General features: G+C 45.9%; 13 protein-coding genes. 7 read left to right on the forward strand and 6 right to left on the reverse strand.

Annotated features, from left to right (window positions below):
- Nucleotides 1-15: 15 nt before the first annotated feature.
- Nucleotides 16-978, forward strand: coding sequence for a XamI family restriction endonuclease (locus QUB24_RS02965; protein WP_333150486.1), 963 nt, complete (start codon nt 16-18; stop codon nt 976-978).
- Nucleotides 975-2,552: an Eco57I restriction-modification methylase domain-containing protein gene (locus tag QUB24_RS02970; protein WP_333150488.1), complete on the forward strand. Its 1,578-nt coding sequence runs from the start codon at nt 975-977 to the stop codon at nt 2,550-2,552. The genes QUB24_RS02965 and QUB24_RS02970 overlap by 4 nt, the downstream gene beginning before the upstream one ends.
- Here the strand turns inward: QUB24_RS02970 and QUB24_RS02975 are convergent.
- The 6 genes from QUB24_RS02975 to QUB24_RS03000 form a co-directional block, all read right to left on the reverse strand.
- Complete coding sequence (locus tag QUB24_RS02975; RefSeq protein WP_333150490.1) at nt 2,520-3,038, reverse strand: hypothetical protein; 519 nt, start codon at nt 3,036-3,038, stop codon at nt 2,520-2,522. The genes QUB24_RS02970 and QUB24_RS02975 overlap by 33 nt on opposite strands.
- Entirely contained in the window at nt 3,022-4,458 is a 1,437-nt protein-coding gene (locus tag QUB24_RS02980; protein WP_333150491.1) for a hypothetical protein, read from the reverse strand. Before QUB24_RS02980 ends, QUB24_RS02975 begins: the two co-directional genes overlap by 17 nt.
- A 211-nt stretch (nt 4,459-4,669) precedes the next feature.
- A complete protein-coding gene (locus QUB24_RS02985) occupies nt 4,670-5,353 on the reverse strand; it encodes a DUF6753 family protein (RefSeq protein ID WP_333150494.1) in 684 nt (227 codons plus the stop codon).
- Complete coding sequence (locus QUB24_RS02990; RefSeq protein WP_333150495.1) at nt 5,350-6,195, reverse strand: mobilization protein; 846 nt, start codon at nt 6,193-6,195, stop codon at nt 5,350-5,352. The genes QUB24_RS02985 and QUB24_RS02990 overlap by 4 nt, the downstream gene beginning before the upstream one ends.
- Nucleotides 6,196-6,383: 188 nt before the next feature.
- On the reverse strand, nt 6,384-6,863 hold the full coding sequence (locus tag QUB24_RS02995; RefSeq protein WP_333150497.1) for a hypothetical protein: 480 nt from the start codon (nt 6,861-6,863) through the stop codon (nt 6,384-6,386).
- Complete coding sequence (locus tag QUB24_RS03000) at nt 6,856-8,037, reverse strand: ParM/StbA family protein (protein ID WP_333150499.1); 1,182 nt, start codon at nt 8,035-8,037, stop codon at nt 6,856-6,858. Before QUB24_RS03000 ends, QUB24_RS02995 begins: the two co-directional genes overlap by 8 nt.
- Nucleotides 8,038-8,624: 587 nt before the next feature.
- Here QUB24_RS03000 and QUB24_RS03005 point away from each other — a divergent pair.
- The 5 genes from QUB24_RS03005 (at nt 8,625) to recG (ending at nt 13,417) form a co-directional block, all read left to right on the forward strand.
- Nucleotides 8,625-8,759 carry a hypothetical protein gene (locus QUB24_RS03005; RefSeq protein WP_333150501.1) on the forward strand — a complete coding sequence of 45 codons (135 nt, stop codon included), beginning with the start codon at nt 8,625-8,627 and terminating at the stop codon, nt 8,757-8,759.
- 39 nt (nt 8,760-8,798) lie between these two features.
- Nucleotides 8,799-9,176 carry a hypothetical protein gene (locus QUB24_RS03010; RefSeq protein ID WP_333048819.1) on the forward strand — a complete coding sequence of 126 codons (378 nt, stop codon included), beginning with the start codon at nt 8,799-8,801 and terminating at the stop codon, nt 9,174-9,176.
- A gap of 57 nt (nt 9,177-9,233) precedes the next feature.
- Entirely contained in the window at nt 9,234-10,925 is a 1,692-nt protein-coding gene (locus tag QUB24_RS03015) for a relaxase/mobilization nuclease domain-containing protein (protein WP_333150504.1), read from the forward strand.
- A gap of 276 nt (nt 10,926-11,201) precedes the next feature.
- Complete coding sequence (locus QUB24_RS03020) at nt 11,202-11,336, forward strand: hypothetical protein (RefSeq protein WP_333150506.1); 135 nt, start codon at nt 11,202-11,204, stop codon at nt 11,334-11,336.
- Complete coding sequence (gene recG / locus QUB24_RS03025) at nt 11,333-13,417, forward strand: ATP-dependent DNA helicase RecG (protein WP_333150508.1); 2,085 nt, start codon at nt 11,333-11,335, stop codon at nt 13,415-13,417. The genes QUB24_RS03020 and recG overlap by 4 nt, the downstream gene beginning before the upstream one ends.
- Nucleotides 13,418-13,590: the final 173 nt, after the last annotated feature.

Genomic DNA, 13,590 nt, shown 5'->3' on the forward strand with positions numbered 1-13,590 from the left:
ATTAGAGGAGATGCAGTGCCAGTTAATGCCGACAAACCACACTTGTGGAAACCCGATATTGCCCTGTCGGTAGACTTCTATAACAATTGGTTCATGCAGTTCGCTCCAAAAGCCTACCGCGACACTCGCATTGCTACAACTCAACAAGTTGAATCCGCCTTAGCAGAGACAGCCAATCTGACCAACATCACGTCCGCCCTGCTGCGACAGCATCCAGAGGTTTTGCCTATTTTACGCATGGCGGCAGCGCCGCCAATTGCGCGAGATCGCCTGATCGGTTTAGCAGGAGTATCGCCCAACCTGGTCAAAAATATGGAAGAAAAACAGCGAATTCCGCCCCGGGCAGACATTGCAACTCTGGATGCTGAACTAACAAAAATCAGTCAAATTATTGCACGGCTGCTCGACAAAGATATTTTTCCTTGGCTAGAAAGCCGACAGCAGCCAACTGATAGTGAAGTTCAAAAAGCAGCAACAATTGTAGCCGATCGCCTTTGCGGTGCTATTTCTGACCCGATCGTTCGCAACGCTCAAGAACGAAGGCAGCTTGCTATGATCAGGCAATGGCTGGAACAGCGTGGTTATTCCTATGTTAGAGGAGGAGCCGGATTAAGTTTTGAGACAATGCAACCGGGGACTTTCTCGTTTCGGCTCAATATCCCGGTACTTTTACAGTCCGGCAGCAAACAAATTAATATCCCTATTGACGTTGCGCTCGCGCCAATTAATTCTAGCCCTGGTGAATTCCCGTTACTGATTGAAGCGAAATCTGCCGGCGACTATACCAATCCCAATAAGCGACGCAAGGAAGAAGCTATTAAAATGACTCAATTGAAGAGTAACTACGGCAATAACGTGCGTTTTATTTTGTTTCTTTGCGGTTACTTTGACAGTGGCTATTTGGGTTACGAAGCGGCCGAAGGAATTGACTGGGTTTGGGAACATCGGATTGATGATTTAGCGCTATTTGAAATATGAATGTAACTGCAACAATTGAATTGACACGAATGTTGCGGCAATCGCAACTGGATGGAGCTAGAACTCAAGCTCAGCGAAATAAGCTAGGTCAGTTTGCTACACCTCCAACACTGGCAGCAGATATTCTCAAATATGCTTCAATGCTGTTGCCGTCAGACATTAAAATTCGTTTTCTCGACCCAGCTTTTGGCACAGGTTCTTTTTATTCGGCATTATTGCAGCAATTTGGGCGATCGCAAATTGTTAAAGCAGTCGGCTATGAAATTGACCCCCATTACGGGAACGAAGCGATTAAGCTTTGGAGTGAGACTTCGCTACATTTAAATATCGCTGACTTTACCCAGGCAACACCCCCTGACTCTGACGACGCAAAAGCTAACTTAGTAATTTGCAATCCCCCCTATGTCCGGCACCATCATTTGAACCGAGTTGAAAAGCTGCGGCTGCAACAGCTAGCACAGCAAATAGCGGGAGTCAAACTCAGTCAGTTGGCTAGTCTTTACTGCCATTTCTTGTGCATTGCGGATGCGAGTATGGCTGTTGGCGGCTTGGCGGGGTGGCTGATTCCCAGTGGATTTATGGATGTGAATTACGGAAAGCAAATTAAGGATTACTTGCTAAATCACGTTACTCTGCTGCGAATTCACTGTTTCGATGCTGCTGACGCGCAGTTTGAAGATGCACTCTGTACGTCAGCAGTGGTTTGGTTTAAGAAAGCTTTGCCACCTGCTAATCATGCTGTTGAGTTTACCTATGGAGGGAGTTTGACAGCATCTAAAATGTCCCTGATCGTGTCGGTGGAGTCCCTACGCAGTGCCACTAAGTGGACTAAGTTTGGGCTGATGTCTGGTAGTGTGAATTCTCAAGAGCAGCCGTTGAAACTTAAGGACTTATTCACTATCAAACGGGGGCTGGCGACGGGAGCGAACAATTTTTTTGTGTTGACACCAGAGCAAGTTTCTGCTTACCAATTGCCCTTTGAATTTCTCAAGCCAGTTTTGCCTAGTCCCCGGTTGTTATCAGTTGATGAGATTGAGGGCGATTGCTTGGGAAATCCGATTCTCGATCGCCAGCTTTTTCTGCTATCGTGCGATTTGCCCCCTTTGGAGGTGAAAGCTAAGTATCCGTCGCTTTGGGAATATTTGCAGGTGGGGGTGAGGGAGGGAATTTGCGATCGCTACCTGTGTAACCATCGTACTCCCTGGTACTCACAGGAAAAGCGTCCTCCTTCGCCGTTCCTCTGCACCTATATGGGTCGTAAGGATACTGGTAGAGGTAGACCTTTTCGATTTATCTTGAATCATTCAAGGGCGACGGCTACCAATGTTTATTTAATGCTGTATCCTAAACCCGCTCTTGCCAAAGTGCTTTTGGATAAGCCAGAATTGCTCAAAGAGGTGTGGCAGGCGCTTGATCGCATTTCTGATGAAGCGTTGATGGGTGAGGGGCGCGTGTATGGGGGTGGGTTGCATAAGCTGGAACCGAGGGAATTGGGTAATGCTCTAGCTGACAAAATATGTGAAGTTTTACCGAAAGTATATTCATTCTTCAAGTCGAGAATTTGTGAGACTTAATCCAATTTCTGCATGATCTCCTCCAAAAGCCTCAGTGTTCTTGAGTTGGAGGCGGTAAAAAGCAGGCGTACCAGCCGTGGGAACAATAAAAGTAAAATCCTGTTCATCCTGAAGATCATCATTGTTTTCAGATGTACCTTCAAATAGTTTTGCATTACCTTCAATCTGTACAGCGTTGCTATCAAGCAGCTTGGCAAGAAGCTTTAGCTCTACTCGGCATTCATCTCCCCAACGGACATCTGGAACATTAATTGTTGACGCAGGTTGCTCTGTATTGAGAATTGTTTCTACATTAAATACACGATGAGTATGTTCATCCCGTTGAGGCCAAAACTCATCATCTGTCCCATCAATAATAATTGTTCCTGCTAACCGACGCGCCATTTTTTGACATCCTAATCTAATCAAGAGAATGTATTTGAGAGCAATCGGCACTGTTTGGTTAACGCCAGTGCCGAGCAACCATTTCTTATAGCTCCACTGCATCAAGTGCTAGTTCTTGGCTAGCTTCTTTCATCATTTGATGCCAAAACTCAATATATTTCTCTTCTTCTCCAGCCTCTAAGGCGAATGCAGCAGCTTCAGTAGTCAGTCGATTCCGAGTCATGAAGAATGGTGCAGGAGGTACGCCCCCAGGTAGTAAATCAGCAGGTCTTTCACAAATGACTGCAAGCACTGCGGCTCTTCCTGATGTGTCCTTCACCTGAAGTCCAGTAGTTGTTTTTTCAACGGTGGTTGTTTCAGATGTTGAAGTTGAACCACCACTTCCCCCAAATCTAAAGGGTCCAACTCGGAAACCAGCATTTCCACTTCTTCTGTGATGTTCATATGCATAGTCACGTGCTTCTTCACTAGTCTTAATATCGAGACTGATAGAGTGAGCCAACAGAAGCTCAGTTGGGATCAGATTAAGGCGACCACGTGAACCCCAAAACTCTTTATCAATGTCTGTGAGGAACTCTCGAACCAATCCTCCCTTAAACCATTGACCTCGCCTGATTGGAATTTTGGCTAGGTTTCCAAAAGTGATTTGCACCTCAAGAGTATCTTTTTCCCAAGATTCTTGCTTACTCACGTTGTCAACGCTGCCACCTGCGCCAAAGAAAGAAAACCACTGGAAACTCGCTCCTCCACTCCATCTACTTGTATAAGTTGTTGAGGTTTCCTGACTTTCGTTGACTGTGAAAGTCTGTTCAACTCGTTCGGACTTAAACTGATTGATGTCGCCGAGAATCTGAGTTGTGTAATAAGACTCCCATGTATTAGTTTTGTTGAGGATAAATGGTTCTTTTGAGGATGGCAATGCGATTTTGGCTTCTGTCGCGCCCTTTGCAGCAATTGCACGACCAATCTCAGCAAGCCTACCACCTGCACTCGTGACCTCTAAAAAATATGCTCCCTCTGCTATTTGGAGTTCTTGCTGATATCCAGCTCGATCTGCTGAATATCCGAGTTCTTGTTCCCATCGATTTCTTGGCAGCTGCTCACCTTCGGGTGTTTCTTTAACATATACTCTCCACTCTTCTATAATTTCTTTATCCAACTTCCTCAAATTTATGCGAGCATCTCTTCGGACTTCATCTAATTCCTTCAATCTTTCTTGATTTGGTCTCTCAGTTTCCTCTATATTTTTTTTAGAAAGTCTGTCGAGAAACGCCTCATACTCATCACCTATATTACGCCCTGGGGATCTTGTGTATAGAGATCTCCACTCAGGCATCGCATTTGCAAAATCCTGCTGAAGGAAAGCATTATATTCAGCAGATGTGGAGTCCCATTCAGCCCGTGTTGCAATTGCTGTTGGAAGAACAACCACAGGAGACTCATCTCCCCCAGTAACATCCTTGATGATTTTGTGATAGATAGACCATGCAGTTTCACTATTGTCAGAAAAAATAGTCATCATGAACTCCTTTCATTGTTGGATTTTGACAATTCAAACCTTCACACGAAGCTCAAACCACTACATAACAGTAGCCTTATAGAGCTTAGTTCCGAACCCTAGCAGGTGAACCACAAGTGCTTCCCCAACTCAAAATTGAAGCGGCATAGCATAGCTCATGATTACATCACAATTGCGCTCTAACAAGCTATTGCAGCCAATAAAATGCAAGCATTTAATTTCTAAACCTACGCTTTTCTACAGGTTCCACCCAAATAGTGCAAAATCCGGACGTAGATGCACGCCCCGCAACTTCTAGAGTCACACCCAAACGTTTGACATCCTTCTTACACTCTAAATTAGCAAGACTATCCGAATTCCACCTCATCAAATTCCGAGCAAACTTCCCTTCAGCGCTATTCGCCCACCGCAAAGCCTCCGCCTGCTCCTGAGTCAGATGAACCGCTTCCCCCGGCGCAAACCCTCCTTGCGACCAAAGCACACCCATCCATCCCATCAAAGCACCAATACCCAAAGTCGTCAACAGTATACCCGCCGCCACTACCAAAGAACGCGCAGAAGTCGCCACCCTCCTCAATTCCGTCTGACGCAGCAGAGAATTCACAGCCTCAGCGATTTGCCCCTCTTGCTTCTCAACCGCCACCCGTTCGTAACTCGCCAAAGTCTTGTTAATCCGCCCCACCCACCGATCGAACGCTAACTCAAAATCCTCCGGTTTCGGACTCTCTTGAATCAGCACTTCCAATCGGCCTGTAGCCAACAAAATCAGAAAAATCGGGTCAGTTGGCTCAATTTTCCCCTTAAAAGCCAACTCCAAAACCTTGCGCCGATACTCTTCAGATTGCCCCTCTAAAGCAATATCTAGCAACGATTTAGTATCAACAGCACCATAACTCACGGCAACATCCCCGTAGTTTCAAACGCCTCATAAGCCGACAACATAAACGACTTAATCCGCTGCCGGCCCAGCACGCCGAGTTCCTGGCTATTTCTTGCCAAATCAAAAGTTATTCCCTGAGCATCGATCGCATTCCTTTCCCGCGAATAAAACTTAGGAAAATCAATCACCTTCACCTCATACTTTTTAATCGCATTCTGCACCTCCTCCATCTCTTCCACAGAACTCCAATCATCCTCCAATCCTAAATTGCGGACGAGGACGTGAGCAATTTTATTGTCAAAATGCTTAACTGACTTCAAAAATAGCTGCACGCTATCATAACCCCCCGTGCAAATAAACCATTTGCAAAAACTAATACGAGATTGCTTCCCCAACTCAATTAAATTATTCCTACCCATCCACTTAGTCACCAAAGGATAAACCTGAGCCGGTAAATTGACAATTACGCTCTTCTCAAACGCCAATTCAAAAATCCGATCCGCTTCGTAAAACTTCTTCTCGTCCTCGCTAAACAGAGCTTCACGGCATACGCTCTCATAGATTCGAGATACATCAGGATTAGAGCGATCGGTATCTACGGCAAAAAAAGGAAAATTCTTGTCCAAGAAATACTGAATCAATACCCTAGCAAATAAGCTCTTACCAACTCCGCCTTTCTCTCCATCAATCAGATGAATTTTAGTGGCCGACTTCTCAACCTTCTCTAACCCGCACTCTTTGAAACCATTCGAGTTTTCTATCGCTGTATCCATACCTGAATCTCCTCCTTCATCAACCTGTTTAACCAGAGAATCTGTTAGTTGCACTTGATACTTCGAGTTTCTACTTCTACTTGCCATGTCCCACTTTCCTATTTCAGGTTTATTTTTAACACAAATCCAGTTACTTTTGCTTTCTTTTTATAGCTGCACAACTAGCAAAAGGAATTTGCCTGACATCTAAATTCGCACATCTCATACTATTGACTAGCCTGCCTGTAGTTGCACAGCTTATTGTGGTCAAATTCCTATCACTAATTGAATCTCATTCACGCGAATCCTGAATCATCGAAATCCTCGCCACCCTCTAAATCAAACAAGTCATCCGCAGTCAATCCGCTGCGGGTGGAATGGTTAGGAGGCGTCAAGCTGTCCACACCGTAAAGCATAGAGCGGTCTGCCTCCTCAATGCCAGCAGGTACTTCTGGCGACGATGGTATTGAGGAAATAGGCATTCCCCCTATATTAGTAGGAGGATATTCAATCCCGCCTCGATCGCGCAAATAGAGAGCGTGCTTTTCCAGAGCATAGACGGCATTTCTAAATAGCCGCTCTAAAATAACTGGATCGATATTCCCTTTTTCCAGATACGCTAGCGGCAGCCAGTAAGGTCGCAAAGCTTGGAGAATCATTTCTCTCGAAGGCAGCAATAAATTGCCTTTAATATAGGACATCAAAACTCCATCAGGGGTAGATTTTAAAGGCTGATAGCGCCAAAGAAAATCAACCCTTTCTTTTTCCTTAGCCATGAGTCACTATCTCCTTTAAAGCGGAATATTTTGACCCACAAACAGCGTCTTCCGTTACCTGAGAATTGAACTGCTTTTTCAAAGTACCCTTGAAATACGAAAACATCCCATAGACATCATTGAGCCGATTTTCAAACCCTTTCTTTGACAAAATAGGTGGCATAGCAATTTCGGCATTCCAAATAACCGGGAAGCGATCGTAATGTTCATTTAACTCCTTACGGAGATAATCAGCCGTCCCACCGCAGAATACCAACTCATCGCAATCCGGTGGCAAATTCTCATCCAACCAACTGGTAAGACTCCGCACATATTCAGGCCGCGCCTCTTTGATTGCTGCTATCATCTGCTGCACTTCTTCCGCCCGCCCTTGCTTAGTCGTGCTGCGAGCCAACCGCATTAAAGGAGCTGCCTTGAACTCAGATCCCGCTGCTGCGATCGCCGGAGTCAATCGCTCAGCAGTCTGCCCTGAAGTCCTAGCTACCACCCTCTCCACCATGCGGATGAAGCCCAAATCGCTTGTTTTTCCCGGCCTAACATCTCCCCGCTGAGCCACCAGCAGGCTAGCATTGCGGTAGCCAATCATGGCGATCGCGCACACCCGCTCTTTCAAAACAGAGCCGACTTTCTTGTTGTGCATCAGGTAAATGCCACCCCCCTCTGGCTTGCAGTTAAACGCCAACAATTCCACGCTCATCTGACCTGTGGGAGTTTGGTAATCTGCTAAAGCTTCCCGCAGCACCCGCTCGAACCTCCCCCGGTCTTCATATTCCCCCGGTGGCAACAACACGGCGATCGCCGCCGTAAATTTCGCAGGCAAATTCAGCTTTTCCTTAATCGCCCACATCCCAGCCAGAGTTTTGTGCAGCGCCCTCTCGTATTTGAGCTCCGAAAGGCCGGCATTGGCGTGAAACCTCTCTTTTGCCAAATACCCCACTGCCCTGTAATCGTTTCTAAAGGCAACCCAAGCCGTATTCTCAGGCTCGGCTGACCCCAATTGGTCTCTGCCGTAAGCCAAAATAGATTCCTGCGGTACAGATACGACCTCCGGTTCCATGCAGAGCAATCGAATTTGATTCTTTGCCCCTGCGTAGAGAATTTTGGTAGCTGACCCCCCGTAATCGCAGGCCGCGATCGCTTGAGGCCAGATGGTTTCGATAGTAGTTTCGCTCATATCGCAGGTCTTCCTAATTGAAGTTTTAAGAGTGGTAAAAAAACAGCCCTGTACGCTTGGGCGTGCAGAAATAACCCTTACGCTTCAGCCAAGTGCACCTCAAAAGAAGGCTGTAAAACAACAGCTATTCAAGGATTAAAACGCACTTACTACTTATTAACCCTCCTAAAACCTCGCCTCCCTCAGCCAGTTGTCTGAATCCCAGCACCCGCAAAAATCGGACTCACGGCTTAGGCTTTGACACAGCTTTTGGTAGCAAGCTGTGTCAGAGGTGCGTGCAAACTGCTTTCTATAACGGGGTAGCACCCCTATGAGGAGAGCGCTGCTGCCAGCCTGTCGCTGTTCAATGGAAAATTTTCCATTAGACAGACATCTCGAAAAAAGATGTAGAGACAAGGGCGATCGCGTATGCAAGCAAAAGTGGAAGAGGACGGATCGATGATTTTCGGAGATGTCAATGGGAAATTCCCACGCGAGTCGAACCCAGCCAAACCTGGATCTCGGCCTGCGTGACAATGGAAAATTTTCCATTAGAAATTCCTACGCGAGTCGAACCCAACCAAACCAGAGTCTGAGCCCCTGTGGCAATGGAAAATTTTCCATTGGAAAGGCTGACATCAAGTTTCCATGCGTTAAAGCCACTCCTGGCAACAAGCGATCGGCAGGTGGCTGAGGCGCGATCGCCCGGAAGCGCACTCTACCCGATCGCAGTCGAAGGATAAAGTTCGTTACCCCAACATCGAATCGCGAGCAAACTAGCCATGTCGAGATCCAAACGAATCAAAAGAATAGCCATACACCTAACGCCAGAAGAACTTCAACTTGCTGAGACAATGGCTAAAAATCTCCAGGTGAGCGTCAGCAGTCTGTTCCGATACCACACTTTTAAACAACAACATCAACCAGCTTTGTGCCAAAAATTAGCCGAACTTAACCTCCGCCTCAAACCCATTGCCCTTGCTACAGAACAAGCATTATGGATGGGGGAAAAGATTACACAACCAGCCAACTTTGAGGATCTGATTGAGCAAACTTTGGCACTGCTCAAGCAAGTACAGCAACAGCAAATGAACGTCCAAGTACTAATGAATTTAAGCGATATTGAGGAAACTTTAGAAGCTCCTAGCGAAAAGTTTTAAAAAAAACATCCACAAATCATCACTTTTTTACTACACAACTTTTAAGTTTAGTAAATAATGATTGGCAAGCAGAAAATCGGTAAAACTTTTACTTCATTGCTCAATTACCTCTTCTCCAAAGAAGGATCTTCACTAATTGGAGGAAATATGGTAGGAGAAAATGCCCAGGAATTAGCTGCGGAGTTTCTCTTTTCCAAACAACTCAACCCTAGAGTTCAAAAACCAGTTTACCATGCGACCTTAAGCGTGCCTTCTGGCGAGTATATCCCTGATGCCAAATGGCGGGCGATCGCTCTAGATTACCTAGAAGGAATGGGACTGGATAAAAACCTATTTGCTATCATCCGCCATACCGACCGCGACCACGACCACATTCACATTGCAGCCAGCCGTATCAAATTAGATGAAAAAGGAACTTGCGTATCCGATAGCTGGAACTACCTACGCAGCGAAAAGTTAATTCAAGAATTAGAAAACAAGTACAATTTGACACCCGCTGCACGCAGTTTTGATAAAGAACGCCGTTCTCCCACAACTGGCGAACGCCGACGGTTAGCGCGAACCGGAGAGATTAGTGTACGGGAACAACTGCAAACAGCACTAGATCGATCGACCACTGACAGTCCTGCGATCGCTCTTTTGATTGACCGACTCGTCGAACAAGGCATTAGTGTAAAAATAGAACCCACCCCCGCAGGCGAATTAGGCATTAGCTACAAATTAGGCAATATTGCTTTTAGCGGCACTCATTTAGGCAAAGCTTACACCTTCAAGGGGCTGCAAAAATACAGAGGAGTCACTTACTCTGCTAATACTGACAGAAATGTGGAAGCCATTCCCCCATTGCAAGAGCGAGAATTGAACGAAAATTTGGAAACAGAAAACTCTAAACCAAATAGCGACGCGAACACTGATAGTGATGCTGATGACTGCGGCGAAATGAGGAACAGCAGCATCGAGAGCAATTTTTCACCAATATACTGGCAGAGCAACTCTAACATTGACAGGCCAGAGCGAGAAGGAAGCAGCACAGGGACTTCCTCAGAAACCGACAAAGATTCTCTAATCTCTGAGTCAGAAAATGTAGGCAAACCCGGCTCGCCCAACGATCGCGAAACATCGGGGTTCGACTCACTTAACTGGGAGTATGTACGAAGCAATTTGATAGAAAATGCTTGTCTGCCAGTTGAATTAATTGACCTGCTACACGACAGGGGATGGATAGACGCAGACAGCCTGAACCGCCCTGTCTTCCAACTCCGCACCCTTGCAGGAGAGCACAGAGGAACCTGCACCTTAGACGCCAATGGAAAATTTTCCATTGACAGTCATGGGGAAGGCTCACATCAAGCAGGCGACAACAGTGAAAAGGGAGTTTTCTGGATAGCGGTTCAAAACAATATTGAAAGAGCCATTATTGCCAGCAACCCGGTAGAACTCCTGTCTGTAATTGCCTTAGATCCAGATTTCAATAAGAGGCCGACTTTATACTTAAGCATTGATGCGGTTTCTTCGCTGCCAACCGACTTTCTTAAGGGAGTAAAAACTATAGTAGCCGGCTTCAAAGGAGATCGAGACGGCGATCGACTGTCAAAAGAAATTATTGAAACATTCCCTCAATCAAAGCGAATCAATCCAGGCTTTGCCGGCTGGAACGCAATCTTAGCATCTCAAGAGCAAGAAAACGAAAATGGTTTTAACGATCGTGATGAAGCAATCGATCGCAATTTTAGCATAATTTTGGATTAATAAAAGCTCAATATTACTATTTTACGCAGCTTTCATGGGGCCAGGAAACGATGACTGAAGTTAAGCGATAAACAAATTGCTTATTTCCAGCCCTTTTCGACTTGTTTGAGCAGTAAACCCGTCGCTGCAACCCACCTAAAAACCAAACAATTATCAGTAGTGTGAAAGAGTGGAAGCGCCACCTTAAAATTATGAATCTACGTCACTTACTTGTCTCGACTGCGCCCTAAATCTTCGTGCAACCAGCGAGAAGGGAACTCTGCTTTGTTAGAAGTAATGGAAGGACTAAAAGCAGTGTATCTCCAAATTAAATTCAGCGATTTGCCATTGGTGAAGTGGCTGCTAGCGCAGCATTATGAATGGCTTGCTAACAAAAGTTTGAATCTGAGAAATTCCCAACTATCATCATGAAACTGCATTCACCCATTTGCGATCTGCCAGGGTTAAGCCGAAGCAATTACAAAATGCTAGAAAGGCTGGGCCTTACAAATGTACGAGACTTACTGCTCTACTTTCCCCGTGATTACATTAAGTATCGGCGAGTAAAAATTTCTCAGTTGAAAGTAGGCGATTCAGTCACGGTTGTAGGTAAAATTCAACATCAGGAAGTAGTCAGCCCGCCTAAAAATTCTAGGCTAACAATTCAGACTATTATTGTCAAGGACAGAACCGGTAAGATAGCCTGCAAGCGTTTCTTCAACCACCCGTACTACCAATCAAAAAAGTGGAGGAACGAGCAAGCCGCCACCTATGTTGCTGGAGGCATTGTTGCTATATCTGGGATAGTCAAAGCCGATCGCTATTGCGGAATGACATTAACTTCCCCTGAAATCCGATTAATCGGTCTAGACGAAGCCAAGGATACGAAAAATTCAATTATCCCAATTTATCCTTTGACAAAGGGAGTTAGCAACGAAATTGTCCAAGATGCAGTAACCTCTGTTTTGGAATCTGCCAAGCTGCTAAATGACCCCCTGCCGCAGGAGCTCAGACTACAACATGGTTTGATGGAATTGCAGGTAGCGATCGCAAACATCCACCAGCCCCCAGACGAAACCCAACTAGAAGCTGCCCGCCGTCGCCTTGTATTTGATGAGTTTTTCTATCTCCAGCTATCGTTTCTCGTGCGTCGCCATCGGCTTTTGGCGCGATCGGCTCTTACAAAAATAACTCCTGCTGGCCCTCTAATCCAAGAGTTTTACTCTCAACTTCCCTTCTCGCTTACCTCAGCTCAACGTAGGGTCATTAACGACATTCTCAACGACATGACTTCCAAAACGCCGATGAACCGACTGGTACAGGGGGATGTCGGTTCTGGTAAAACAGTTGTTGCTGTCGTTGCTATCCTCGCTGCCATCCAGTCCGGCTATCAAGCGGCACTTATGGCACCTACAGAAGTGTTGGCCCAACAGCATCACAGAAAGATTGCTACGTGGTTTGAACGCCTTGGCGTTTCTGTTCAATTGCTAACGGGTTCTACCAAAACCGCCAAGCGCAGAGAAATCCACGCCCAATTAGAGACGGGTGAACTTTCACTATTGGTAGGAACTCACGCGCTTCTGCAAGAGAAGGTCAACTTCAACAAACTCGGTCTGGTAGTCATCGACGAACAGCACAGATTCGGGGTGCAACAGCGGCAGGATTTACTGAACAAGGGAAATAGACCTCATGTACTGACGATGACTGCGACTCCTATTCCGCGTACTTTAGCACTGACCTTGCACGGGGATTTGGATGTCAGTCAGATTGACGAGTTACCGCCCGGTCGTCAGAAGATTCACACGAAAGTGCTTAATAAAAGCGCTTCAGCATACGATTTAATCCGCCTTGAGGTACTTCGAGGTCGTCAGGCGTACATCATCCTTCCCTTGGTGGAAGAATCGGAAAAGCTAGATTTGAGAGCAGCGGTAGCAGAATACGATCGACTATCAACTGAAATCTTTCCCGAATTTAGAGTTGCTTTGCTGCATGGTCGGATGACATCAGCAGAAAAAAATGAAGCCCTCAACTCATTCCGTGATAACAAAACCCAAATACTGGTTTCCACGACTGTTGTGGAAGTGGGCGTGGATGTTCCAAACGCTACTGTCATGCTGATTGACCATGCCGATCGCTTTGGCTTGGCTCAACTGCACCAGTTAAGAGGTCGCGTCGGTCGGGGTTCGCACCGTTCCTATTGTCTGCTGCTAAATACCAGTAAAACAGCAGAAGCCAAGGCACGTCTTGAGGTGTTAGAAAAATCCACCGATGGGTTCTTTATCTCCGAGATGGATTTGCGGTTGCGAGGGCCGGGAGTTGTGATGGGCTATCGCCAGTCGGGAATCTCAGAATTTGCTTTGGCGAATATACTAGATGATGAGGATTTGCTGAACTTAGCTAGTGAGATGGCAGTAGCAATTGTTAAGAGTGACCCGAATTTAGAAGCGTATCCGTTGATGGTTGCAGAACTCAAAAGACTGGGGCTGACGAGTTGGAATTGTGCTCTTAATTAATGTCTATCAAAACATTGTCAAAAGCTACCGCAAAGTTTTGGCTGAGTGCAGCGATACTATGGAATGTGATCGCACAATTAGATTTCAAACTGTGAATATAGTGATTGCACTTTACTCTCCAAATATTGGTCGTACCTGCAATCTCTAGCAGTTTCAATTAGAAACTCTGATAA

Source organism: Microcoleus sp. B9-D4 (assembly GCF_036705105.1).
Taxonomy (GTDB): domain Bacteria; phylum Cyanobacteriota; class Cyanobacteriia; order Cyanobacteriales; family Microcoleaceae; genus Microcoleus.

Excerpts from the sequence above, each read along its gene's own strand:
- QUB24_RS02970 (WP_333150488.1), top strand. The coding sequence starts at position 975 with ATGAATGTAACTGCAACAATTGAATTGACACGAATGTTGCGGCAATCG.
- QUB24_RS02975 (WP_333150490.1), bottom strand. The coding sequence starts at position 3,038 with ATGCAGTGGAGCTATAAGAAATGGTTGCTCGGCACTGGCGTTAACCAA.
- QUB24_RS02980 (WP_333150491.1), bottom strand. The coding sequence starts at position 4,458 with ATGATGACTATTTTTTCTGACAATAGTGAAACTGCATGGTCTATCTAT.
- QUB24_RS02990 (WP_333150495.1), bottom strand. The coding sequence starts at position 6,195 with ATGGCAAGTAGAAGTAGAAACTCGAAGTATCAAGTGCAACTAACAGAT.
- QUB24_RS02995 (WP_333150497.1), bottom strand. The coding sequence starts at position 6,863 with ATGGCTAAGGAAAAAGAAAGGGTTGATTTTCTTTGGCGCTATCAGCCT.
- QUB24_RS03000 (WP_333150499.1), bottom strand. The coding sequence starts at position 8,037 with ATGAGCGAAACTACTATCGAAACCATCTGGCCTCAAGCGATCGCGGCC.
- QUB24_RS03005 (WP_333150501.1), top strand. The coding sequence starts at position 8,625 with ATGGAAAATTTTCCATTGGAAAGGCTGACATCAAGTTTCCATGCGTTA.
- QUB24_RS03010 (WP_333048819.1), top strand. The coding sequence starts at position 8,799 with ATGTCGAGATCCAAACGAATCAAAAGAATAGCCATACACCTAACGCCA.
- QUB24_RS03015 (WP_333150504.1), top strand. The coding sequence starts at position 9,234 with ATGATTGGCAAGCAGAAAATCGGTAAAACTTTTACTTCATTGCTCAAT.
- QUB24_RS03020 (WP_333150506.1), top strand. The coding sequence starts at position 11,202 with ATGGAAGGACTAAAAGCAGTGTATCTCCAAATTAAATTCAGCGATTTG.
- recG (WP_333150508.1), top strand. The coding sequence starts at position 11,333 with ATGAAACTGCATTCACCCATTTGCGATCTGCCAGGGTTAAGCCGAAGC.